The sequence below is a fragment of the Spirosoma pollinicola genome (assembly GCF_002831565.1).
Classification (GTDB): Bacteria; Bacteroidota; Bacteroidia; order Cytophagales; family Spirosomataceae; genus Spirosoma; species Spirosoma pollinicola.
Window position 1 is genome coordinate 3,129,793 of the sequence record NZ_CP025096.1, and the last position, 25,987, is coordinate 3,155,779.

Below are 25,987 nucleotides of genomic sequence, written 5' to 3' on the forward strand. Positions count from 1 at the left end.
CCGGAACCGCTCTTTCACTCTTTCGCTCTTTCACGCTTTAAATTGATCGTCTCAATAATATACGTCACCTCTGCATCCGTCAGCGTCGGATTTAGCGGCAGGCTGATAACAGTCTGCTGCAATTGCTCAGCAATCGGCAGCGATAAATGAGCAAACTCCGCGTAAGCGTGTTGGTGATGGGGCGGAATGGGGTAATGTATGTCGGTGCCAATACCCCGTTCACGTAAATAATTTCGAAAATCGTCGCGCTGTGGATGCTGAATAACGAACAAATGCCAGGCATCATGGTCAGGCTGATCGGCCAATGGAAGCGTTATATCCGGATGTTGAATACCTGTCAAATATCGCTTTGCCAGCTCACGCCGTCGGGCATTTTCTTTGTCGAGCAACGGCAATTTAGCCGATAGCACAGCAGCCTGCAGTTCGTCCAGTCGGCTATTCTGCCCTATGTACTCATTAACATATTTGTGAGTAGAACCGTAATTTCTGAGTGCCCGTAGTTTCTCAGCCAGCGCATCGTCGTTTGTTGTGATTGCACCGGCATCGCCCAATGCACCAAGATTTTTACTGGGATAAAAACTCCAGCCTGCTGCATCGGCAAGATTACCCGCCCGCCGATGTCCATATTCTTTACTCGAATAAATAGCGCCGTGGGCCTGAGCCGCATCTTCAAGCACTTTCAAATGATATCGTTTTGCCAGTGTGTTGATTGGCTCCATAGCGCAACAGCGCCCGTATAAATGAACAGGCAGGATTGCTTTTGTGCGGGACGTAATGACTGCTTCGATACGGGCAGGATCGAGTAAATAGGTCTGTGGGTCAGGCTCAACAAAAATAGGTATCAAACCAGCATGCGTGATACTTAACACCGATGCGATATAGGCGTTCGATGCAACAATTGCTTCACTGTTGGCTGGAAAATCCCAGGCTTTCAGCACGAGCGTTAACGCATCAAGCCCGTTGGCAACTCCAATACAATGGCGCGTTTGGCAATAAGCAGCAAACTGACGTTCAAATGTTTCAACCTCTCGGCCTAGAATGTACCAGCCTGACGCCAGAACCCGCTCAATTGACTGCTTAATGGCCGGTTGATGTGGCTCATTGAGCTGTTTCAGGTCCAAAAACGGAATCATTCCGAATCAGCCAAAACAGTATAAACTACGCCCTCACTAACCGGATACGGTTCGTAGATATAATCATCTTTGTCGTACAGTTCATTCGAAACAACCAGCAGGATGGCATCATCGGAAAACTCGTCCATCGTATGCCAGTCTTCAGGATGAAGTACCAGACACTGACGTGGATTTGTCAATAAAAATCTCTCTTCTTTCAGTCCGTTATGATTATACACCCGGCAGCTGCCACTCAAACAAATAAGCGCATTCCAGGCACGATGATGACGATGACCTGCACGAACAGTATGACCAGCCTGGTAAATATAAAAGACGCGTTGAATGACGCCGGGAATAATGCCTTCAAAAACAGTTAAGTTTCCTTTTTCAGATTCAAATGTTTTTAATTCGTAGAGTTTAGCCATTCGGAAGTGTACTTTTGGAAAGTAAAAAGGAGGTGGTTCTTAGAACCCTAAAGTTATTAAAGCCTGGTAAACAAAAATAGTATGCAGCAAATTGACTTAAGTAAAATTGCTTAACAATTAGCTACAAAATAAGCTACCAATTTAAGATTAATTCCTCTATAGCCAGTTCAGGACATAAAAATATGCTGAAAAACAAGTTTTTTCTAACAGGGTTATTTTTACTTATCGCAATCGTGCTCTATTATACCGCCTTCGACGGAGGGAGTTCATCTGCAGTAGATGGGCTGGAAGTATCAGTCAACCCCGAAACCTATCGCCAGCAGATAGACGAAAAACGCACGGAGAAAGACCAGTTTTTACGAACAAATACCGAATCGCCCATTCCAGACAAAGCCGGGTTTAAGGGACTTACTTACTTTTTGCCCGATCCTGCCTACCGCGTTGTAGCCCGACTGGAGCCCTTCGCGGATAAGACCCAAAAACTGGTCGTCAGCATGAGCGACGGCAGCGAAGACGTGTATGAAAAATTTGCCCATGCCGTATTTAGTCTGAACGGCGAAGCCTGTCGGCTGCTGGTTGTGAAACTTGGGAGCACATACTCTATTCTATTCCGGGACGGCACATCAGGAAAAGACACGTATGGTGGTGGTCGGTACATTGAACTCGATCCAGCGCAATTATCAGACAACCATGCTATTATCGACTTCAACACAGCCTACAATCCCTATTGTGCCTACAACCCTACCTATGCCTGCCCATTGCCTCCTGCCGAAAACAAGTTATCAATTGCAGTAAAAGCCGGTGAAAAATACATAACTCACGAGTGAAAAAACGTACGCTTTGTGTCGCTTTTTTGAGATCAATTCACTCATCGAGTCGTTAGCCAATCAACCAATTGGCTAACTTTGTTCTAATTATCTGCTTTGCCTCTGTATGGAAGTTTCCTATAAATGGTTACAAGAGTTCATTGAATTGCCTGAGTCACCCGAAGAAGTTGGTAAATTACTGACGGCAACGGGGCTTGAAGTTGAAGGAATTGAAAAAATTGACGCCGTGCCCGGTGGGCTGGAAGGTGTAGTTATTGGTCAGGTATTGACCTGTACTAAACACCCCGATGCAGACAAATTAAGTCTGACCACCGTGGATGTTGGCACCGACCAACCGCTGCCCATCGTTTGTGGCGCCCCGAATGTAGCGGCTGGACAAAAAGTAGTAGTAGCGCTTGTTGGCACGACACTGCATCCGACGTCGGGAGAACCATTCCAGATCAAAAAAGCCAAAATTCGCGGAATGGCTTCCGAAGGAATGATTTGTGCTGAGGACGAAATTGGCCTTGGTACATCGCATGCTGGTATTATGGTCCTTGATACCCAGCTACCGAATGGTACACCAGCGGCCCGCTATTTCAAGCTCGAATCCGATTATCAGATTGCCATTGGTTTGACGCCCAACCGTATTGATGCCGCATCGCACTACGGCACAGCCCGCGATTTGAAAGCCGTATTGAACCGGCCACTTACGTTACCATCTGTCGAAGCGTTTGAGGTAGCCAATACAGATTTAACCCTCGACGTTCAGGTCGACGACCTGGATGCCTGCCCCCGTTATGCGGGTATTACGTTAAGTGGCCTCACCGTTGGCGAATCACCAGACTGGCTGAAACGACGCTTGGTGAGTATTGGGCTGAAACCGATCAATAACATTGTAGACGTAACGAACTTTGTTTGCTACGATCTGGGACAGCCACTTCACGCGTTCGATGCGGCAAAGATTGCCCAAAATCAGGTCATCGTGAAAACTCTGCCCGAAGGCACACCCTTTGTGACACTCGATGGCGTAGAGCGTAAACTCACCGCTACCGACCTGATGATTTGCGATGCCGAAAAACCAATGTGTATAGCAGGTGTATTCGGCGGACAGTATTCGGGTGTATCGGCGCAAACGACCAGCATCTTTCTGGAATCAGCTTACTTCTCCCCTACCTCGATTCGTAAAACGGCGCAGCATCACGGCCTGAAAACCGATGCATCATTCCGCTTCGAGCGGGGTATCGACCCGAACATAACAATCTTTGCCCTGAAACGGGCCGCGCTGCTGATTCAGGAAGTGGCGGGAGGAACAGTCAGTTCTACTATCACCGACATCTACCCAAACCCAATCGAACCCTTCCGGGTGCTGGTTCGCTATCGGAATATCGATCGGTTGATTGGGATTCGAATTGATCATGTAGAAATCCATCGAATTCTGGAAGCGCTGGACATTCAGGCGGAGTTGATGCAGGAAGGTAGTTTCATCGCCATTGTTCCTCCTTACCGGGTCGATGTAACCCGCGAGGCCGATGTGATTGAGGAGATTCTCCGCATCTACGGCCTGGATAACATTCCTCTTTCGGCTAACCTGCAGGCCGACTCGTTGTCGGAATTCCCTAAAACAGACCCCGATCAATGGCAGGGTCGGGTAGGTCAGTTGATGGCGGCTAATGGTTTCTACGAAATCCTGGCCCTCTCGTTAACACGTCCGGTTTATAACGATGCCATCCGTTCATCGTTGGTTGGTGATGATGTTACCTTACTTAACCCACTCAGCGATGATCTGTCTGTGATGCGGCAAACGATGTTGTTTTCGGCTCTTGAAACGCTGGTGTATAATATAAACCGGCGGCAAAAAGACCTGAAACTATTCGAATTCGGCAAGATTTATCATAAAGTAAAACTTGAAGATGGAGCCAGCAAATACGTTGAGCGGATGCGGTTGAGTCTCGCCATTATTGGCAATCAGACTCCCGAGGGCTGGCTTCAAAAGGGGCATCCTCTGGCTTACCATGATCTGGCAACGGCCGTACAGCGGGTATTTAACTTGTTCCGTATCAAATCGTTCGATACACAACCCGCCGATCCTACGCTTTTTCAGTATGGTCTGACGTATATTGTCAATAAAAAACCATTGGTGAGCTTAGGTCTGGTTCAACCGAAACTGACGAAATTAGTTGATCTGAAACAGCCGGTATTCTACGCGGACTTCGATTGGCAGGCCCTACTTAAACTGGCGACCAGCAAAATCCGTTATGAAGAGGTGGCTAAGTTTCCGGAAGTTCGACGCGATCTGTCACTCGTACTTGATAAGGCGGTTACCTTTGAACAAATCAGTAAACTGGCTCGTCAGACGGAGCGGAAATTATTACGCTCAATAAATGTGTTTGATGTGTATGAAGGTGAAAACCTGGGTAGTGGTAAGAAAGCCTATTCGGTCAGCTTTATGTTGCAAGACACGGCTCAGACCCTCACCGAGGTAACAATTGATAAAACGATGCAACGACTTATGACAGCTTTCGAGCAGGAATTAAGTGCCGTGATTAGAAAATAAAGAGTGAAAGAATAAAAGAGTGAAAGGCTATCTCAGCCTATCGTCCTTTTATCGCATTGTCGTTTCACTCTTTCACTCATTAATACTGTGATTAGCGAACATCAGATTATTGCGCTTGTGGAGCGATTTGAGCATAAGCTTAAATTGCTGACGAGGGTATATGCAGATGCGCAAAAACAGGTTGAACAGCTGGAACTAGAAAATTCAGCGTTACAGGAAAGTCTGAGAAAAGAGCAGGAAACTGTTCGACAACTTCGGAAAAAACCTGTTATTCCAGAAAAAATTACACCAAAGTCGAAAGATGTTGGTATAATTGTAAAAGACAATCTGTCTGAGACAGATACGAATGCTGAATTAAAACAACAACTCGACGAGTATATCCGGGAATTGGAACGGTGCATAGCTCATTTGAGTAGTTTGTCATAAACCCAAATTGGCTCCAGGGGGTATCCCCATATGAGTCGACTGCAGCGATGGAAGAATTGCCAATTCGCGTAAAAATAGCCGACCGATTCTACAAATTAGCTGTAGAACCGGAATCAGAGGCTATTGTACGCGAAGCCGCCAAATTGATTCAGGATGAACTGAAGAAATATAGGGATAAAGGGCTTACTGATACGCAGGAAGCCCTGGCAATGATAGCCTTCGACTGCCTGGTCACCAAGCTCAGAGGAGAACGACAGATGCAACGATTACAACAAATGGTGTTTGACAAAATAACTCAGTTAGACCAGGTCGTCACGCCGGTCATTACAACATAAACAACGGCGGACTACCACCCAACTATACTCCGGGTTGGCGTTCAGAGCACTCGTATTGCAGCAGGTTGATGGTTTATTTTTTCAACCCTAACGATATAGTCCGATGGACATTCCAGTTTGGTTAACGATTCTTGCCGCCCTTGCAGGGGCTGGTATTGGCATATTAATAGGCCGCCAAAGTATGGCGGGCGTTCGCGCAAAGCACGAGAAAGAAGCAGAAGAAAAGGCAGCATCCATTTTGAAAAATGCTGAGTTACAAGCCGAAACGATCAAGAAAGATCGAATACTGGAAGCGAAAGAGAAGTATTTAAAACTGAAAACCGAATTTGAAGAAAACACGAATCAGAAACGAAATATACTTCTCCAGAACGAAACAAAACTTAAGCAACGCGAACAACAACTAGCCCAACAGGCCGACCAGCAGCGCAATCGTGAAAGTGAGCTGAATCAGCAACGCAACGAACTTGGTCATCAGAAAAACACGCTGGCGCAACAAACTGAAGCCCTTAACAAGCGTCGCGAAGATGTTGATAAACGGCAGCAGGAAGCCGACCGGATGCTGGCCGACCAGGTAGCTCAACTCGAAAAAATTGCAGGTCTCTCTGCTGAGCAGGCTCGTGATCAACTGATCGAAAACCTGAAAGCCGAAGCCGAATCAAGGGCATCTTCTTACATCAAAAACATTGTTGAAGAAGCTAAACTGACCGCTACGAAAGAGGCTAAAAAGGTTGTTATTGAAACCATTCAACGGACGGCTACCGAACATGCCATCGAGAACTGTGTATCGGTTTTCAACATTGAATCGGATGATGTAAAGGGCAAAGTCATTGGTCGTGAAGGCCGCAACATCCGCGCCCTCGAAGCAGCTACTGGCGTCGAAATCATTGTAGACGATACCCCCGAAGCTATCATCATTTCAGGCTTTGATCCCGTTCGGCGCGAAATTGCCCGTCTGTCGCTGCACCGGCTCGTACAGGATGGCCGTATCCACCCCGCACGCATTGAAGAGATTGTTGCCAAGACCCGCAAAAATATTGAAGACGAAATTGTGGAGATTGGCGAACGGACGGTGATTGACCTGGGTATTCATGGCCTCCACCCTGAGCTTATCAAAATGGTAGGACGGATGCGTTTCCGCTCCAGCTACGGTCAGAATCTGCTTCAACACTCTCGCGAGGTCGCGAAACTTTGCGCTACCATGGCAGCTGAGTTAGGCCTGAACGCCAAGTTAGCGAAACGGGCTGGCCTGCTTCATGATATTGGCAAGGTTTGGCCTGAAGAAGCCGAGCTACCCCACGCCATTCTGGGCATGGAGTTGGCGAAAAAGTATAAAGAGAATCCCGAAGTCATCAACGCTATTGGCGCTCACCACGACGAAATAGAGATGACAAGTATGATTTCACCTATCGTTCAGGTGTGCGATGCTGTGTCTGGTTCGCGCCCGGGTGCTCGTCGTGAAATGATGGAGTCATATATCAAACGACTCAAAGAACTGGAAGAACTGGCAGGTAACTTCCCTGGTGTGCTGAAGTGTTATGCCATTCAGGCCGGGCGCGAACTCCGCATCATGGTCGATGCCGATCATGTTTCCGACGAGCGGGCAGGTACTCTATCGTATGAAATCTCCCAGAAGATTGAGAAAGAAATGCAGTATCCCGGACAGATCAAAGTGACGGTCATTCGGGAAATGCGGGCAGTAGCCTACGCGAAGTAAGAAGTAGACAGGAACGCGGATCGAACGGATTTAACAGATCAACACGGATTTTTACTGGTTATTTATCCGTTTTAATCTGTTAAATCCGTTCGATCCGCGTTTCCATTATTTTAACCTAAACCAAATGGATTTCCTGACCACACTTTTACTATTACTCGTTGGCGCGGGCGGGGGCGTTGTGCTGGCAAACACATTACGCAAACGGACAGGGCTGACCAACGTTCGGCACGATTCCGTTATCCTGTTAGAGCGCATCGAGAAAGTGTTTAAGGTAGTTATGGCCGAGGGGTATTTTTCGGAGATTTATAATTACCAGGACCAGAAGAAAATTCTATACGTGTTAAACGACCCCAAGAAAGCAATGGTCATTGCCAAATCGAAGGTACTGGTTGGCTTCGACTTCGCCAAAGTTCGTTTTCGGGCGTCGGATAATGGAGAGAAAAAGCTAATTATCGAGTCATTTCCAGAACCCGAAGTCTTGTCTATTGACACCGATTATCAATTTTACGATATCCAGGCAGGCTTCTTGAATCATTTTAGTGGCGACGACTATACGCACATTCTGGACGAAGCTAAACAGGCCATGAATGAACGGGCTATGCAAAGCGATCTCCCTAAAATTGCCAACAATCAGATTCAGTACATGATGTATCAACTGGCCAGTTCGATGGGCTGGCATCTTCAATTGCCCGAGGCAGATCAGAAACGTTTGGACGCGTTGAAAGCACAGGCAGAAGAAAAAGCGCAGTCAGCCAAACTGCTGAATTCAGGCAATTAAAAATAACTTCCTGCCGGGTAAATCGTTAGTCAAAAAACATCAGTCTGCCATGCGAATCGGTTACCTGCTTCTGCTTTTGTTGCCGCTTTTTGCCACTGCCCAGGAAATGACAACCGGCGGTCAATTTTGCCAGATGGGTAAGGTTCGTTATGTAGAGAGCCTGTCGGCAAATTCCAAAGCAAGGCTGGCTTATCCCGGCGACGCATCTATCGATGTTACCTACTACGGTCTTGACCTTCGCCTGACCACAACACCCGCCAACCTGCGCGGTGCTGCTACGATTACGCTTAAGAGCACCGTGGCCACACTCAGCAGCTTCTTTCTGGATCTGAACTCAACAACCACAACGTCGGGTCTGGGTTTACGAGTCGATTCAGTAAAGGCCGGGAGCCAAAAGCTAACCTTTCAACATGCGCAAAATCAACTGATCATCACACCCGCTCAACCGCTAACGAATGGGCAGGCTTTGACTTTAACCGTGTTTTACCAGGGCGTACCCAATGGCAGCGCAAACGGCAGCTTTGCGTTTGGTAAGCACGAAACCACAGCCGACCCGGTCATCTGGAGTTTAAGTGAGCCTTATGGTGCATCGGACTGGTTCCCGTGTCGGGACACCCCCGCCGACAAAGCGGACTCTTCGTCGGTTCGCATTACCGCTCCGGCACAGCTGGTATCGGTTTCTAACGGGAAGCTCATCAGCACAACAACCAACGCCGATGGCACCAAAACGTATCTCTGGCGCAACAGCTACCCTATTGCCCAGTATTTGATCTCCATTGCCGTATCGAACTACTCGCAATACGATACGCCGTTCACTTACGGGAATCAGACGATGCCGGTTACGCACTACATTTATCCTGAAAATCTAGCCCAGGTTCAGGCCAATCTGGCACTTACGCCCGCCATGATTCAGCTGTTCACCAATCGGTTCGGCCCCTATCCATTCCTGCGGGAGAAATACGGACATGCGCAATTCGCGAGGAATAACGGAGGTATGGAGCATCAGACCATAAGCTCTATGGGCATCTCGTCCTTAACTCCGAACGTTATTGCTCATGAACTGGCTCACCAGTGGTTCGGCGATAAAATTACCTGTCGCGACTGGCAGAACATCTGGTTAAATGAAGGCTTTGCTTCCTACGGTGAAGCTGTCTATGCAGAATCGGTTGGTGGCGTTACGGGCTACCAGGCTACTATGAATAGTTTTATGAGTAGTGCCCGCAGTGCCAGAGGTTCCATTTACGTACAAGACATCAGCAACATAAATAACATCTTCAACAGTGCCCGTACCTATGCCAAAGGGGCAAGTGTATTGCACATGTTGCGGGGTGTTGTAGGTGATAGCACGTTTTTTCGCACCTTGCGTACGTATGTTGCTACGCCAACGCTGGCCTATAACACAGCCGTTACAGAAGATTTTCAGGCAGTAGCCCAGCAGGTTTCCAACAGGCCTCTGGACTATTTCTTCAAGCAGTGGATTTATGGCGAAGGTTATCCAACCTACAAGGCAACCGTATCGGCGGGGAGTGCCGCTAATACAGTAACCGTCCGACTGGAACAACGGAATAGTATTTCCACCAACCCAGGCTCGTTTACGATGCCTATCCAGATGCGGGTGCAATCGGCGTTGGGCGATACAACAGTAACCGTCCTCAATAACCAGACCGATCAAACCTTTACACTACCCACTCGAGGCACCGTTACCGGGCTACTTATTGATCCCAACAACTGGATTTTAAAAACCGTGGAATCCGTTACCTTATCTACGCCGGGCCTGGTAACCACTATTAACGAACCCGCTCCGACCGGCTTTCGTATATACCCCAACCCAACAACAGAATCGGTACTGATCGACTTTACGCTGTCGGTAAGCGGGTCGGCAAGAATTTCGCTAACAGATCTATTAGGCAGGCGACTACAGACCCTTCAGGAGTCAACCCTTCCGGCGGGCAATTACACCCGGACAATGACGCTGCGGGGGTTGGCTACCGGGCGCTATACGGTAACGATCGAAACCCCTGATGGGCAGCAGAGCCGGGTAATACTGGTGCGCTAATGGCCTTACAGTATGTATATTAAACTTACATATATGTGTGTACGTAACGACCCCACTTCCTCAAATAAAGTCGTTACCAATTAACATTTCCTAATTAGTTTGAGTTGTCAAATTAGAATAAATAGTCTGGTCAACTGATGAGCAGACTATTTACATATAATTCCCAGCTATATTTATGAAAGTACCAAATTCAACGCATGGTTCAGGCAATGACGACACTTTATCTATCTCATCAACTGCCTCTTCCTATTCCAATAAGTCTGTTTTCGACTCCCCAGCCAACGATGTTTCTGATTTAATCTGCTTCTCGCATTTACGCTGGAATTTCGTTTATCAACGTCCACAACATCTGCTTACTCGGGCCGCCAAAAACTATAAAGTTTGGTTTATCGAAGAGCCTATCTGGAGCGATAGGCTCTATATGAGCAGTTGTCAGCAAGGCGAGCGGCTAACCGTTCTTGTGCCCCATCTGCCGCATGGAACCCAACCCGACGAAGTCATTCGCCTTCAACGGCAGCTTCTCGATGAGTTCATCGCTAAAGAACGCATTAATTCATTTGTTGCCTGGTATTATACACCAATGGCGCTGTTGTTTAGCGACCATCTGCAGCCTAAATTGACGGTTTATGACTGCATGGACGAACTGTCGGCGTTTTGGGGAGCTCCACCACAATTGCTGAATCAGGAAAAACGATTGATTCAAAAAGCCGGGGTTCTCTTTACGGGTGGTTACAGCTTATATGAAGCGAAGCAAAACCGACATCCAAATGTGTTTGCGTTTCCAAGCAGTATTGACTTTTCCCATTTTGCACTGGCGCGAAAACCTCAACCTGATCCCGTTGATCAACGCATGTTGTCGAATCCAAGAATTGGCTTCAGCGGTGTTATCGACGAGCGGTTCGATTATAAACTGTTGGGTGAACTTGCCCAACGTCGCCCGGAATGGCAATTCATTTTGCTTGGCCCTATCGTAAAAATCGACCGGGCTCTACTTCCGAATAGTCCGAATGTGCATTACCTGGGCATGAAAAACTATAAGGATTTACCTGTTTACTTCAGTAACTGGGACGTAGCTATCCTGCCTTTTGCACTAAACGAGTCGACTCGCTTCATTAGTCCAACAAAAACACCTGAGTATCTGGCGGCTGGTTTGCCCGTGGTCTCGACACCCATTCGGGATGTAATACGTATGTATGGTGCAAAAGACTATGTTCAGATTGCCGATTCAGCCCAAACATTTGAGGTAGCAATCGATCAGGCGCTTGCGGCTCGGAATTCAGGCAACTCGGGTGGATGGTCGGCTATCGATGCTTTCCTTAATGAAAGTTCATGGGATCACACATGGAACGAAATGAACCGACTGATGAAGGCGCAGATGAGCGTTGTTGTAGATCAATAAGTTAATAACTGAAATAAGTCAGCAAGTGGCTGCCGCACGAGTGTTGCTTTCGTGACAGCCACTTACTGACTTATTTTACGTACCAACTTACTCCCCCTTTGGGACGACCAGCACGACGTCTTCTTTCTCGACCAGTACCTGGCCTTCAGCCAACCCTTTTGGCTTGCGAACGTACTTTTTAGGTGTTACAATGACAGGGCAAAGACTATCTGTCCGTCGTTTGGAATGCCAAGCCGCCAACTCAGCCGCCCGCTCAATCACACTTTTAGGAAACGTTTTGCCTGCTTTATATTTCACGACTACATGGGAGCCCGTAACATCACGGGCATGGAGCCAGAGGTCGTCTTTATAGGTATACCGTTGAGTGAGCAAATCATTGTTCTTCGCATTTCGGCCAATTAGAATACGAAAGCCTCCATACATCACCTCTTTAAACAAAGGAGCCACTTCACCAGTACTGGGCAGTACGGTTTCACTCAGCAAATTGTGCTGTTTTATATAACGACGCAGTTCCTTTAACGTTTGTATTGCCTCTATATCGGATTTCTGTTGAGCAATGCGCGCTAACTCTGCCTCGCGACCCACCACTTGTGTACTTAAGTGCTGTTCCTCTATCTTTTCGTTTTTAGCCTTTCTATAGAAATTCTCAGCATTTTTTTGTGGCGTCAAGTCCGGCTTGAGTTTAATCTCAATCGGCCGATCGCGGTAAAAATCAAACAAGGTCAGCCGTTCCGGAGACTTGACGTTGGGTGTGGACGGTATGTCGTGCAGATTCGCCATGAGGATATGCCCGATTTCTTCGTGGCTTGCTCCTTCCTCTCTCTGCATGAGCCGCTGCATCGATATCTCGATTTGGGCTTCAGCCCGTTTTCTGCGCTTCTCAATTAATCGCAGCAGGTTAGCCTTTTCAAGCTCAAAGGTCGATAGGCCATTAAAAGCAATAAAGAACCGATTAGCCGCTTCAATCGGGTCAGTAAACGTTCGTGGTGGTGGATCGCCCGCCTGTTCAGCAAAAGGCAGTAAACTAAGCGTTGGTTTATGGTCTAGCCGAATCAGATGGTATTGACGTTGATCCATCTGCCGTAATGCCTCCTGAATAACTGCCCATTGTTCTTTCCCTCCGCTCTCAATGCCCTGTTTTTCGGATTGTTCGTCAATCCATCTATTTACTACCTTACCAAAAGTTGGGAATAATTTTCGTCGGTCGAAATGAGCTTGTTCAAAGGCTTCATACGATTGATCGATGGGCCGATCAAATGCATTGAATATGAGTTGTTCGTCGGTTGCCAACTGACGGTTAAATAAATCAACAACCTGATTGCCATGAAAGGCTAATAGATTAGGCCGGTTACCAAAAAACTTGAACACCAGGGCAAAATTATCTTCTAATAATATAGCCAGACAACGCTCATTCAGGAAGGAGCGAACACCTAAAACCGACCGCTCCTTACCGGGTTCTCCAACAACTGAGCTAAATAGATCGACACTGTTCGTTCGCGCCCGTTGTACAGCATCAGGAAACATCAACCCGGAGAAATCAGGTCGAAGCATCGCTTTGATGTGAAAAGGTTTATAATAATTGAGCTTTCCCCTCGCCTGTGCAAATACCAGCACTACTTCGTCACGATCCTGACTAAAACACTCCATAAAACGCAAGCCAGACGTATATCTAGTGGTATCATTTAAGGTTCCCGTAGAACTACTCAATAAGTGCAATTCAAGAACTGAAGCAAGCTGCCGAAGGAAGTAATAATTTGTATGCATAATAATCCAAAAGTACACCTAGGAAGGTTGAGGAGACTTTTTAATATTTTTTAAGTTGAAAATAAATATTACTCATAAACATTATGAGTAATTTAATATCAAGGGTATATACGTCATCATAAATAACTGAAAGTCAGTCAATTAATCATATTAAACATATAACTATTCATACAATTAGTACGCTTTTAATAATGTTAGTTTAACGTATTTATTACGATTTGCCTTTGAAATATAATTTAATCGACATAATATTGTTCTGTTTAATTCATTATAAAACCAACCTAATCTTCATGAAAGCATCGCTCTACAGGTTTCTGCAGACCGCTTTTCTGGGTACAGTCCTATTACTGTGGAGCCTTACGGCTTCTGCCCAGGACCGTCGTTTGACGGGTAAAATTACCGGCGCTGATGGCCCTGTTCCAGGCGCCAACGTTGTGCTAAAAGGCACCCAGACGGGTACTGCAACTGACGCTGAAGGTAACTATACCTTAAACATCCGGGGTGCGAATCCGGTGTTAGTTATTTCTGCAATTGGCTTCAAAACCCAGGAAATTACGGTCGGTAATCGTACCACCGCAAACGTAACGCTCGAAGACGACGCCACTGCCCTAAGTGAAGTTGTTGTAACGGGGTACTCCACTGAAAATCGCCGGGACGTAACTGGCGCTGTTTCGACAGTAAAACCAGCTCAATTGAAAGTTGTTCCTTCGGCCAACGTTGAACAGCAGTTACAGGGCCGTGTGGCCGGGGTAACGGTAATCACCAACGGACAGCCTGGTACGTCAAGCCAAGTTCGTGTACGTGGTTTTGGTTCATTCAATGGTAACCAGCCGCTATATGTAGTGGATGGTGTGCCAACTCAGAACATCGCGTTTTTATCGCCGGATGACATCGAGAGTACGACCGTTCTGAAAGATGCCGCTTCAGCTTCGATTTATGGTGCGCGTGCTGCTTCGGGTGTGATCGTATTGACTACCAAGAAAGGTCAGCGCCGGGCACAAAAGTTGAGCGTTAGCTATGATGGCTTGTTCGGTGCTACTGATCCAGGCAAAAGCCTTCCTATCCTGAATCCACAGGAGCAGGCTGACTGGTCCTGGCAGGCGCGTAAGAACGACCTGTTTCAGGCTGGTAAAACACCAGACGCCAGCAGCTTTGCAGGTATTGCCGGTGGTCAGTATGGATCGGGCTTAACACCTGTTTTACCAGACTATCTTCTGGTAGGGAGCCGTTCAGGTTTAGCTGCATCGGCCGTTGATTTAACCGCTGAAGCCGCTAAGTACAATATTAACTCAGCTAACGGTGCCATTTATAACGTTATCCCGTCGAACAAAGCGGGTACTGACTGGTACGGTGCTATCACTCGTGTGGCTCCAATGATGCGCCATTCTATTGGCTTCTCAGGCGGCACTGAATCCAGCCGATTCTATGTGAGTCTCGCCATGCAGAAACAAGCGGGTATCATTACAAACAATGATTTTTCTCGCTATACGCTCCGCACGAACACCGAATTCGACATTACCAAGAAATTGCGTTTTGGCGAAAACTTCCAGCTTGCCTATATCTCTAACAAAGGTGTTTTGGGTGGAGTAGGTAACCAACTTGGTAACAGTACAAATAATAACTCCAGCTCATCGTCAGATGAAAACGAAGTATTGTCTGCCTTCCGGATGCCCCCAATCATCCCGATCTATAACTCCTTCGGTGGTTATGCGGGTACGGCTGCTCCGGGCTTCAACAACCCACGTAACCCGGTTGCTGACCGTCAGGCAAACGCCAACAATGGCAACTTCAACATCTTTGGGTTCGGTAATGCCTACCTGGAGTATGATGTGATCCCATCGTTAACCCTGCGCAGCAGCATTGGTGGTACGTATTTCAGTAACTACTTCAACAGCTACGGTCGGGTACAGTACGAAAACTCGGAGAACAATACGACTTATACATACAGCGAAGGTTCGGGCTATGGTTTAGCCTGGACGTTTACCAACACGGCTGCTTTCAAACAGAAGTTTGGTCGTCATGACGTATTTGCTTTAGGTGGTATCGAAGCCCTGAATACAGGAGCAGGTCGTAACATCAATGGTTCAGGTCAGAATCCGTTCTCGACCGACCCTAACTATGTAACCATTGGCACAACAACACCAGGCGCAACTCGTCAGGTAAACAGCGGCTATGGCTTAGGCAACAAGTTTTATTCGTTGTTTGCACAGGCTCGTTATACCTACAATGACAAGTACATCCTGACCGGTGTTATCCGTCGCGACGGTTCGTCTCAGTTTGCTGCTGCTAACCGCTATGGGGTATTCCCGGCTGTATCGGCTGCCTGGCGTCTATCGTCTGAAGAATTCATGAAGAACCTTCCCTGGGTATCGGATTTGAAAGTTCGGGGTGGTTATGGTATCATGGGTAACTCAAACGGGCTAAGTGCTACTAACCAGTATAACCTCTACGGTGGTGGTGCCGGACAAGGCTATGACATTGCGGGTACCAACGGTTCGATCAACTCTGGTTTCAACCGGAGTCAGATTGGCAACCCGGCGGCTAAATGGGAATCCAGTATTACTTCAAACATTGGTATTGATGGCGCATTCTTTAACAACAAGTTAGAAGTAGTACTTGATTTCTGGCAGAAAGATACCAAAGACTTGCTTTATCAATTATCGCTACCGGGTGTGGTTGGTGTGCGTTCTGCTGCTCCTTTCAAAAACGTGGCGAGTATGTCGAACAAAGGTATCGACCTCTTAATAACAAACCGTGGTACTCTCTCGGGTGATCTGACGTATGAAGTAACGGGCATTGCCAGTTTCCTGAATAACAAAATCACCGCTATTGACCCATCGGTTCCTTATTTCACAGGAGGTGGTACTCGCCTGAGCACTGCTGCTGTTCGTAACCAGCCTGGTTATTCAATGTCGTCTTTCTATGGCTACAACGTAATTGGTCTGTTTAACAGCAAAGAGGAAGTAGCTGCTGCGCCAACGCAGGATGGAGCTGGTCCAGGTCGTTTCCGGTACCAGGACCTCAACGGCGATGGCAAAATCGATGCGGATGACCGTACGTTCCTGGGCAATCCAATCCCGAAATTCACGGGTAGCATCACGCTGACGCTGAAGTATAAAGGCTTCGATTTGAACACAAACCTCTATGCATCGCTGGGTAACAAAATCTTTAACAACCAACGTTGGTTCACGGATTTCTACCCATCATTTACGGGTGCTGCAATGGGTGGTCGTGTAAAAGATTCGTGGTTGCCTACGCATACCAACACAACCGTCCCTATTTTCGAAAGTGCGTCGAACTTCAGCACCAACACCCAGGCTAACTCTTACTACGTAGAAAACGGTTCGTATGGTCGGATGCAGTATCTGAACTTAGGGTACACCTTCCCAGCAGCTATGTTGAGCAAAGTGAACCTGAGCCGTCTGCGTATCTCGGCATCGGCTACCAACCTGTTCACCATCACCAAATACTCGGGCTTAGATCCAGGTGTAGGTGGATCGGCTGATACCAACTTTGGTATCGACGTGGGTAACTACCCTGTTCAACGCGGCTATAACGTTGGTTTAAGCTTCGGTTTCTAAAATATTTAGTCACGAGAGGGTGTCGAGTCTAACACAAGCCCAACACCCTCTCGTCCAAAACTCAAACTCATCTCATTTCTTAGGCAAATTGCACTATGAAAAATCCGATTACAAAGGGGACCGTAGCTACCGCCATGCTGATGCTGGCTACGTTTGCCTGTAAAGATAAATTCCTCGACGTGCCTGCCACCGGCCAATTGTCCGGTGCTCAGTTAACGTCAAAAGCTGGTCTCGACGGGCTGCTGATTGGCGCTTATGCCCAGCTTAACGCCCGTGGCTTTTCGCAATCGGCCAGTTCCTTCAACTGGGTGCGGGGTAGCGTTTCGGGTGGCGATGCCAACAAAGGCTCTAACTCGGGTGACTTTAACGCCCTGACCCCTTTCCAGACATTTGGCATTCAGCCAACCAGTGGTGAGGTGAACGCAAAGTGGAATGCCATGTATGAAGGCATTTCTCGTTGTAATTCGACGCTTCGCTCATTGGCTTCGGCTGGTTCAGATGTAACCGCAGCCGACAAAGCACGGATTTCGGGCGAAGCTCGTTTCCTGCGTGCTCACTACTACTTCGAGTTGAAACGAGCTTTCAACATGGTTCCTTATGTTGATGAAACCAAAGACTATGGAACAGGGATCGAAGCTGTACCAAACAGTGCTGACATCTGGTCGAACATCGAAGCCGATTTGACTTATGCCCAAACCAACCTGCCAGTAAGCCAGGGAGCTGTAGGTCGGGCCAACAAATGGGCCGCTACGGCTTATATGGCCAAAGTATTGCTGTATCAGAAGAAATACGCGGCTGCCAAAGCCCTCTTCGATCAGGTTATTGCCAGTGGCGTAACCTCGGATGGCAAGAAATATGCACTGGTAGCTAACTTCCAGGATAATTTCAATGCGGCTAAGGATAACAGTTCGGAGTCGGTTTTCGCCATTCAGGCAGCTGCTAACACGGGTAATTCAGACAACGCCAACCCTGACCTGGTTTTGAACTTCCCTTACAACACGGGATCGAACGGTCCGGCTGGTTGCTGCGGATTCTTTGCACCTAGCTTCGAACTGGCTAACTCGTTCCGGGTAGATGCCAATGGTCTTCCATTATTGGACGGTTCATACAACTCGGCTGCCAATCAGTTAAAAACCGACCAGGGTATTGCCTCCAGTGCTCCTTTCACACCAGACGCAGGTCCGGTTGATCCTCGTTTGGATTGGTCTTTAGGTCGCCGTGGCATTCCTTATCTGGATTGGCAGGCTCACCCAGGTCTTGACTGGATTCGTGACCAAACCTTCGCAGGTCCTTATTCACCGATCAAGTTTGTCTTCTATAAATCACAAGACAAATCCCTGACTGATGGTAGCTCATGGACAGATGGTTACTCGGCTATCAACTACAACATCATTCGGTACGCTGATGTGTTGCTAATGGCGGCTGAATGTGAAGTAGAAGTGGGTAGCCTGACTACCGCTTTATCGTATGTAAACCAGATTCGCACACGTGCCAAAACTGGTGCTTATGTAAAAACGGCTGCCGGTGCTCCTGCTGCCAACTACCAGATCGGTACGTATACCTCTTTTGCTAGCAAAGAAGCGGCCCGGACTGCAGTTCAATTCGAGCGCAAGTTGGAACTGTCTGGCGAAGGTCACCGGTTCTATGACCTGGTTCGTTGGGGCACGGCTGCTACCGTGTTGAATAACTTTATTGCTTATGAAAGCAAGCTGCTGCCCGTTGGTTACACGGGGGCCAAATTCACCACAGGTAAAGATGAATACCTGCCGATTCCACAGACGCAAATTGACTCGCAGGGCAAAAGCGTGTTAACGCAGAACCCTGGATACTAAGCGATTTGCTTTACGTATCAAAATTATAAAACGCCCGTACTGCTTTGCAGTATGGGCGTTTTTGTTGAAAATCATTTGCTTCTGTGGCCATATTTATACCCTACTCAAAAATCAGATAAAGTCATGGCAGATCACAAAACCACAGATCAACCAGATTCTGATGATTTTAAAAGCAAATAGGAACTCGCCGATGAACGTGGTGGACACGGTCATTCCAGGCACAGCGACAGCCGTAAGTAATTTTTAATGGATAATGCAGAATGGATAATGAGTAATGTTTTAGAACTGTGAACTTCATTACTCATTATCCATTCTGCATTATCCATTAAAAATTATCCATAACTCATGGATCTGAACCAACTTCGCGCTGAACTCCGGCAGGAACACAAAGATATTCTGGCCTACTGGCAACGCTACGCCCCCGATCCTGAGCATGGCGGTTTCTATGGCCGGGTTAATTACCAGAACCAACCTGACCCAAGTGCCGAAAAAGGTATCGTCCTGAACGCCCGGATACTTTGGTCGTTCTCGGCGGCCCTTCGGCATACACAGCACGAAGATTACCGCCCCATTGCCGATCAGGCGTTTCAATACATAAGCCAGCATTTTATTGACCCGCAACACGGGGGCGTTTACTGGTCTGTCAATGCCAGCGGCCAGCCGAAAAATACCCTCAAGCATTTGTATGGGCAAGCATTTACGCTCTATGGGCTGAGTGAGTATGTCCATGCCACCCACTCCGCTCCTGCCCTTGCATTAGCCAAAGACGTGTTTCAACAAATGGTGAAGCATGCCTACGACGAAAAAAAAGGCGGCTTTGTCGAAGCACTCGCCCGCGACTGGTCACCGGCAAAGGATTACATCATCAGCAAATACGATAATCAGGAAATAAAGACGATGAACACGCACCTCCACATTCTGGAGGCTTTTACCTGTTTGTATCGAGTGTGGTCCGACAAGTCCGTTGCCGAACAAATGCGGGGCATGTTGCACATGTTTCAAATTCATATCATTGACCCGAAAACCTACCGCATGAATCTGTTCATGGATACAAACTGGAAAATCAGACGAACAGCAATTTCCTATGGGCACGACATTGAGGCATCCTGGCTGTTGCCCGAAGCCGCCGATCTATTGGCAGCAAAAAATTCATCAGATAAGCCGCTACAGAAAGCAATTCGGCATATTGGGGTAAATATGGCACGCGCTGCATCTACCGGCTTTGACCCGGTCGATAACGGCATGAACTATGAGTTGGAACCCGATGGCCACCTCAACAAAGAACGGTCGTGGTGGGTTATGGCAGAGGCTATGGTTGGTTTTATGAACGCCTATCAACTCACGCACGAAAAAGCATTTTTAGATAAGTCTGTCAAAAGCTGGGAGTTCATCAAAAAGTATTTGCTCGACCTCAAAAACGGCGAATGGTATCTGGGCGTCACCGCCGAGCATACCATTTTAGGTACTGACAAAATCAGTATGTGGAAGTGCCCTTATCACAATAGCCGCTCCTGTCTCGAAATGCTGGAACGACTGGAGCATCTGCACTAAGACGTCGAAGTATTGTCAACGCCTGGTTCTTCATTGCAATTAATCGAACAATTATGTATTTTTCCATATGGAAATACTTCAGCAAGACGATCAATACATTATAAAAATCCCGGTAGCTGATGTTGATGCCAGGGTTCTCGAAAAGCTCCTTAAGCAGATTCGTTTACAGAATCTGCTGGCTAGCCGGAAGGGAACAGATGAACAGGCAGCAGCACTAGCTCAGGATGTCAATTCTGATTGGTGGTCTAAAAATAAACAACGGTTTCTACAATGACTTCAGTAGTTGTAGATGCCAACATCGTATTTAGTGCGCTTATCTCAGCAGGAAACAAGGCGGCATCTGTTCTGATAAATCCACCAGTAAACGTGCGATTTGTCAGTTGCCACTTTATTCAAATCGAATTATTTAAACACAAAGAACGTATCAAGCAGCTGAGCGGTCTTGATGACGACGTGTTAATTGACTTACTATACGAATTTTCGAGCCACATTGAATTTATCAATGAAGCCTATATTCCCTTCGCGTGCTGACAACAAGCCAACAAGTTACTGGAAAAAATAGACCCAAATGACATACCGTATCTAGCATTAGCAATCCATCTCGATGCCCCTCTCTGGACAGGTGATCGCCAAATGATGGATGGCCTCAAGAAGGTAGGATATGATCATTTCATCTCAACGAGCCAATTGCTTGAATACGGCGTGTAAAAAGAACCCACTCCCCTCCCTTGCTGTTATTCATACAGCGCCCTCCCGGTTGGGTTGGCAGGTATCATAACTTTAGCCTATTCTTTTCCATCGGCCTACTTGACGACGATGGCTCTACATAATGCTTTATCCCAATACCTTAGAAAATAAATTAGGATTCAATACCATCCGTGAACGACTAAAAGAGGCCTGCGTCAGTCCACTGGGTCAGGATTATGTCGAAAAAATTCGCTTCACAGATAATGTTCAGTTAATTGACAAACTGCTTCGCCAAACAACGGAATTCAAGCAGATTGTTCAATACGAACCCGACTTCCCAACCAGTAATTACATTGATATCAGACCCCATCTGGGCCGCGCCCGCGTGGAGGGACTTGCGCTGACTGAAACTGAGTTTTTCGACGTAAAGCTGGCCTTGCGAACCATTCAGGACTGTTTGCGCTTCCTGTCGAAACGGGAAGAAGAGAATAACTTTCCTTTTCTGCGTGAACTGGCCGGCCCCGTAGCGGTTGACAAAAAACTGACCGATTCCCTCGAACGGGTCATCGACGACCGCGGACATATCCGCGATTCAGCCTCCCCAGAGTTAGGCAGCATTCGTCGGCGAATTATTGGCGAACAGGCCAACCTTCGCAAACGGCTCGACAGCATTATCCGAAATGCCCGACAAAACGGATGGATGCCGGATGATCTTTCCCTCACCGTGCGCGGTGGACGGCTCGTAATTCCTGTTGCGGCTGAACACAAACGGAAGATCAAGGGGTTTGTTCACGATGAATCACAAACGGGTCAGACGGTGTATCTTGAACCAGCCGAAGTGTTCGATGCCAACAACGAGATACGGGAGTTGGAGTATGAAGAACGGCGCGAGATTTACCGTATTCTTCTTGCCCTCACCGACCAGATTCGGCCCCATCTGGAAGAGTTGAAACGCGCCGTTAATTTTCTGGCACAGATCGACTTTATCCGTGCCAAGGCAAAGCTGGCGATTCAGCTGGATGCCATCATGCCCAAGCTGCATGAGCGCCCGTTCATTAACTGGACCAACGCCCGCCATCCGTTACTGTATTTGTCGTTTTCAAAACTGGGAAAAACAGTCGTTCCGTTAAGTGTCCGGCTGGACGAGAAAGCCCGCATCCTGATTATTTCCGGCCCAAATGCCGGGGGTAAATCGGTGGCGTTGAAAACCATTGGCCTCATTCAGTACATGCTGCAATGTGGTTTGCTGGTGCCTATGGCCGACTTTGCCGAAATGGGCGTTTTTCAGAATCTGTTTATCGACATTGGCGATGAGCAATCGCTGGAAAATGACCTGAGTACGTATTCCTCGCACTTAACGGCCATGAAGCAATTCCTGATCGGTGCCAACAAGCGAACCTTATTCCTGATTGATGAATTTGGTACGGGAACGGAGCCGGGACTTGGCGGGGCTATTGCCGAGTCGATTCTGGAAGACCTCAATAAATCGGGGGCCTATGGCGTGGTCAATACACACTATACCAACCTGAAAGTAGTAGCTGACAAAACGCCGGGGCTGATCAATGGGGCTATGCGTTTCGACGGCGAACACCTTGAACCGCTCTACCAACTGGAAATTGGTCGACCTGGTTCTTCATTTGCGTTTGAGATAGCGCAGAAAATTGGCTTGCCCAAAGGCGTAATTGACAAAGCAAAAGAGAAGCTTGGCAACCAGCAGGTGAATTTTGAGAAGTTACTGAAAGAGCTTGATATCGAGAAGCGCGTTTTTTCGGAAAAGAACATTGAGATCGGGATCAACCAGCGCAAACTCGCCCAACAACTTGCTGAGTATACGGCGCTTAAAACCCGTCTGGATAATGAGCAGAAGCAGATCGTAAACGACGCCAAGCAGAAGGCCAAAGCATTGGTGCAGGAAGCCAATCAACGGATCGAGAGTACGATTCGGGAGATTAAGGAGAGTAAGGCCGAGCGCGAACCGACAAAGCAAATTCGGCAGGAGCTGGAACGATTTGAGCAAAAAGAGCTGAAACCCGAACCCGTAATCATCGAAAAACCAAAACCAGTCGAAGACGAGTTTGAAAAGGATAACGGCATAATTTCGGCGGGTAGCTATGTTCGGGTTATCGGTCAGAATACAATTGGTGAGGTACTATCCCTGCGCGGGAAAGATGCCGAGATTCGTATTGGCGACCTTAAATCGAACGTAAAGCTGAGTCGGCTTGAAAAAGTCAGCAAGAAAACGTTCAAAGATGCGACCGACGTACGAGACGACCGCCCTCGTAGTCAGGGAGTCGATATGAACGAGAAGATGCAGAACTTCAGTTTCAACCTCGACATTCGGGGTAAACGGGGCGAGGAGGCTATTGGAGAGGTAGATCGGTTCTTCGACGATGCCCTGATGCTCGGCTACCCTGAACTCCGCATCGTTCACGGAAAAGGCGACGGCATTTTGCGAACCCTCGTGCGTAACCACCTGCGGGGCTACAAACAAGTAGGCAAAATGGAAGACGAACACGCCGACCGGGGTGGTGCGGGCGTAACGATTATAAAAATGAAATAAGGTAGTTGGTATTCGGTTTATGGTTTACGGTGAGCTGACAGGCATATGTCCTTTCATCTGTAGGGTCACGTGCTACAGCCTACCATAAACCGAATACTGTAAACGATAAACTATGAAAGCTGTAATTTTTGATATGGACGGGGTTATTGTCGACACAAACCCACATCATCGCATTGCCTGGCGGGAATATTACGAACGCTACGGCAAAACGCTGAGCGACGCTGACTTTGTCCAGTATGTTTCGGGTAAGCACAACAATGATATTCTGGGCCACCTTTTTTCTGGAAAAGCCCTGACCGCCGATGAGTCCGCACGGCTGGCTCACGAAAAAGAAGCGTTGTTTCGGGACTTATACCGCTCTGCTATCACACCTATAGCGGGGTTGATCCCTTTTTTGCAAGCCCTAAAAGCCGCTAATATTTTAACGGCAGTGGCGACCTCGGCACCCGTCGAAAACCTTGATTTTGTGATGGATGCCCTTAACATTCGCCAGTATTTCGATGCGCTGCTCAACGAAAGCATGGTGAGCCATCCGAAGCCCGACCCCGAAATTTATCAGCAAGCGATGACCATGCTTGGTGTTGAACCAGCCGATAGTATCATCTTTGAGGATTCTATGACGGGTATTCAGGCCGCCAAGGCATCGGGTGCTCTGGTTGTTGGTATGGCCACGACACAATCGGCTGACGAACTTTATCCTTTTGTTGACGACGTTGCCGTTGACTTCACCAACATGACGCTCGACCGCCTGGAAAAACTGGTTAAGGTTTTTTAACAGGATTAAATGCGTTCAAACCGTACTTTTGTATATTCAGCCAATAAGCCAAGCTACTCGCCCAAACAGCTATGCCCTATGCACGCTTTGTATTTGTTTGCCTTGCCAGCCTTCTGGGTTGGTCGGGAAGTGCATGGGCGCAGGGTAAGTACGTGATCGGAACGGTTGTTGACCAGACAACGAAACAGGGTGTTGATCGCGCTACGGTCGTTAACAAACGGAGCCGACAACGCGCGCGGACAAATACAACGGGACGTTTTTTTATGACGCTGATGCCGGGTGATTCCCTGATTCTGACTAGTCAGGTGTATAATCGAACGGGCATATTGTATGATGGCCAGGATAATCCAACGATCATTGCCCAGGCCCTCCCACCTATGCCCTATCGCGTTGTTGACCTCGCCGAAGTGACAGTAACGGCCAAACGATACGAAGAAGTAAAGCGCGAAATTCAGCAAATACTTGATGAGCCAACAGCGTCAAAAAAAGTGACGGGCGAGCAGGCTTTTGATCGACTGGCCGATGGCGCAGGCGTAACTCTGCTCTATGAAATGTTCGCAAAGCGACCCAAAACAGATCGAAAAGCCTATTACATTATGCAGCAGGATCGGCGGCATGCACTGGCTCTGGAGCGATTCCGGCTGTTGGTAGAACAGTCAACAACGCTGAAGCCTGACGAGGTAGACCGTTTCTTTGATTTCTGCGATCTGGATGATGAGTACTTACTTAAAGCAGAGGATTACGACCTGATCAATACGATTCAGCAGTTGCGCAACCGCTATCGAAATGGGTTTAACCGACCCAGCAAGATTTCTGCCGACCCTACGAGTCAGGCACCTAAACAGCCGTAACTCTTGGCTCTATTAAGTTCTGAAATCAGCTATTTCGTCCGGACAACCGTGAGTTTTTTCATTAACTCTTTACGGCTGGCAGCGGGGATTTGAATAGGCGTCTTATGATTAATCAGGAATAGGTGATTACGTTCCAACCGCTCCAGATGCTCCAGATTAATAAGTAAAGACCGCGACAGGCGATAAAAATTGGGCGATATGAAATACTGGGCCAGATGGCTCAGGTTCGTGCTGATATGATGAGGTATTTCCCGTTTGAGCATAAAAATCTTCACATACGAGCCATCGGCCTGTAAATAGAGCACATCTTTCAGTTCTATTTTTTCGTGGCCTTTATCAATCGGTAAATACAAGGCTCCAGATACGGGATAGCCGCTCGTTTGCGCCTGGTTATACTTGAAATAATGGTAAGCCAGATCGATCTGTAATTTTAATTCGTCGTGCCGGAAAGGTTTCAATAAATAGGCCGCTGGCAGGGTTTCTTTGGCCAGTTGGAATGTCTGAAAGTCTGAATTTGCCGTCAGGTAAATGATCGGCATCCTGTGCTGAGCCACAAGCTCTCTGGCTGTTGTAATACCATTCTCCGTAGAGCCTGCTTCCAGATGAATATCGACAAGGGCTAAATCTGGCGGGTTATTTTTAGCGGCTTTTAAGGCTTGCTCATAATTACGGGCAATAGCCGTAACACTGTGCCCCGCTTCCTGTAGTGTTTCGCGCAGATCCATTGCCGTAATGGTTTCGTCTTCAACAATAAGAATTTTCAATGAGTCCATCCGTT

General features: G+C 47.6%; 19 protein-coding genes and 1 pseudogene. 16 read left to right on the plus strand and 4 right to left on the minus strand.

Translation table 11 applies throughout. From position 1 onward, the window contains the following. Positions 1-14: 14 nt before the first annotated feature. Positions 15-1,133 (minus strand): DegT/DnrJ/EryC1/StrS family aminotransferase, encoded by a 1,119-nt coding sequence (locus CWM47_RS13095; protein WP_100988408.1) that lies wholly within the window; start codon positions 1,131-1,133, stop codon positions 15-17. Then, complete coding sequence (locus CWM47_RS13100; protein WP_100988409.1) at positions 1,130-1,537, minus strand: sugar 3,4-ketoisomerase; 408 nt, start codon at positions 1,535-1,537, stop codon at positions 1,130-1,132. Before CWM47_RS13100 ends, CWM47_RS13095 begins: the two co-directional genes overlap by 4 nt. A 182-nt stretch (positions 1,538-1,719) precedes the next feature. On the opposite strand from CWM47_RS13100, the gene CWM47_RS13105 reads away from it, so the two are divergent. From CWM47_RS13105 to CWM47_RS13140, 8 genes are all read left to right on the plus strand, one after another. Then, on the plus strand, positions 1,720-2,364 hold the full coding sequence (locus CWM47_RS13105; RefSeq protein WP_100988410.1) for a DUF1684 domain-containing protein: 645 nt from the start codon (positions 1,720-1,722) through the stop codon (positions 2,362-2,364). A gap of 106 nt (positions 2,365-2,470) precedes the next feature. Further along, complete coding sequence (pheT, locus tag CWM47_RS13110) at positions 2,471-4,900, plus strand: phenylalanine--tRNA ligase subunit beta (protein ID WP_100988411.1); 2,430 nt, start codon at positions 2,471-2,473, stop codon at positions 4,898-4,900. 87 nt (positions 4,901-4,987) lie between these two features. Continuing rightward, positions 4,988-5,326 carry a hypothetical protein gene (locus tag CWM47_RS13115; protein ID WP_100988412.1) on the plus strand — a complete coding sequence of 113 codons (339 nt, stop codon included), beginning with the start codon at positions 4,988-4,990 and terminating at the stop codon, positions 5,324-5,326. Positions 5,327-5,373: 47 nt separating this feature from the next. Continuing rightward, positions 5,374-5,661 carry a cell division protein ZapA gene (locus tag CWM47_RS13120; protein ID WP_100988413.1) on the plus strand — a complete coding sequence of 96 codons (288 nt, stop codon included), beginning with the start codon at positions 5,374-5,376 and terminating at the stop codon, positions 5,659-5,661. Between the two features lie 103 nt (positions 5,662-5,764). Continuing rightward, positions 5,765-7,375 (plus strand): ribonuclease Y, encoded by a 1,611-nt coding sequence (rny, locus tag CWM47_RS13125; protein ID WP_100988414.1) that lies wholly within the window; start codon positions 5,765-5,767, stop codon positions 7,373-7,375. Between the two features lie 124 nt (positions 7,376-7,499). After that, positions 7,500-8,153 carry a DUF4230 domain-containing protein gene (locus CWM47_RS13130; RefSeq protein WP_100988415.1) on the plus strand — a complete coding sequence of 218 codons (654 nt, stop codon included), beginning with the start codon at positions 7,500-7,502 and terminating at the stop codon, positions 8,151-8,153. A gap of 49 nt (positions 8,154-8,202) precedes the next feature. Further along, the gene (locus CWM47_RS13135) at positions 8,203-10,209 is read left to right on the plus strand and encodes a M1 family aminopeptidase (RefSeq protein WP_100988416.1); all 2,007 of its coding nucleotides are present in this window, start codon (positions 8,203-8,205) and stop codon (positions 10,207-10,209) included. 175 nt (positions 10,210-10,384) lie between these two features. Next, on the plus strand, positions 10,385-11,608 hold the full coding sequence (locus tag CWM47_RS13140; protein ID WP_100988417.1) for a glycosyltransferase family 1 protein: 1,224 nt from the start codon (positions 10,385-10,387) through the stop codon (positions 11,606-11,608). A gap of 87 nt (positions 11,609-11,695) precedes the next feature. Here the strand turns inward: CWM47_RS13140 and CWM47_RS13145 are convergent, their stop codons facing one another. After that, on the minus strand, positions 11,696-13,255 hold the full coding sequence (locus CWM47_RS13145) for an NFACT RNA binding domain-containing protein (RefSeq protein ID WP_317046731.1): 1,560 nt from the start codon (positions 13,253-13,255) through the stop codon (positions 11,696-11,698). Between the two features lie 407 nt (positions 13,256-13,662). On the opposite strand from CWM47_RS13145, the gene CWM47_RS13150 reads away from it, so the two are divergent. The 8 genes and pseudogenes from CWM47_RS13150 (at position 13,663) to CWM47_RS13190 (ending at position 25,209) form a co-directional block, all read left to right on the plus strand. After that, on the plus strand, positions 13,663-16,953 hold the full coding sequence (locus CWM47_RS13150) for a SusC/RagA family TonB-linked outer membrane protein (RefSeq protein ID WP_100988419.1): 3,291 nt from the start codon (positions 13,663-13,665) through the stop codon (positions 16,951-16,953). A 95-nt stretch (positions 16,954-17,048) separates the two neighbouring features. Next, a complete protein-coding gene (locus CWM47_RS13155; RefSeq protein ID WP_100988420.1) occupies positions 17,049-18,785 on the plus strand; it encodes a RagB/SusD family nutrient uptake outer membrane protein in 1,737 nt (578 codons plus the stop codon). Positions 18,786-19,130: 345 nt separating this feature from the next. After that, on the plus strand, positions 19,131-20,336 hold the full coding sequence (locus CWM47_RS13160) for an AGE family epimerase/isomerase (RefSeq protein ID WP_100988421.1): 1,206 nt from the start codon (positions 19,131-19,133) through the stop codon (positions 20,334-20,336). Between the two features lie 67 nt (positions 20,337-20,403). Further along, positions 20,404-20,610: a hypothetical protein gene (locus CWM47_RS13165; protein WP_100988422.1), complete on the plus strand. Its 207-nt coding sequence runs from the start codon at positions 20,404-20,406 to the stop codon at positions 20,608-20,610. Beyond that, positions 20,607-21,044 (plus strand): annotated as a pseudogene (locus tag CWM47_RS39180) (PIN domain-containing protein). The gene CWM47_RS13165 and the pseudogene CWM47_RS39180 overlap by 4 nt, the downstream one beginning before the upstream one ends. Positions 21,045-21,165: 121 nt before the next feature. Then, a complete protein-coding gene (locus tag CWM47_RS13180) occupies positions 21,166-23,583 on the plus strand; it encodes an endonuclease MutS2 (RefSeq protein WP_100988424.1) in 2,418 nt (805 codons plus the stop codon). Between the two features lie 112 nt (positions 23,584-23,695). Next, positions 23,696-24,358, plus strand: coding sequence for an HAD family hydrolase (locus tag CWM47_RS13185; RefSeq protein WP_100988425.1), 663 nt, complete (start codon positions 23,696-23,698; stop codon positions 24,356-24,358). Between the two features lie 71 nt (positions 24,359-24,429). Continuing rightward, positions 24,430-25,209 (plus strand): peptidase associated/transthyretin-like domain-containing protein, encoded by a 780-nt coding sequence (locus CWM47_RS13190; protein WP_100988426.1) that lies wholly within the window; start codon positions 24,430-24,432, stop codon positions 25,207-25,209. A 29-nt stretch (positions 25,210-25,238) separates the two neighbouring features. On the opposite strand, the gene CWM47_RS13195 is transcribed toward CWM47_RS13190, so the two are convergent. Next, the gene (locus tag CWM47_RS13195) at positions 25,239-25,982 is read right to left on the minus strand and encodes a response regulator (protein ID WP_100988427.1); all 744 of its coding nucleotides are present in this window, start codon (positions 25,980-25,982) and stop codon (positions 25,239-25,241) included. Positions 25,983-25,987: the final 5 nt, after the last annotated feature.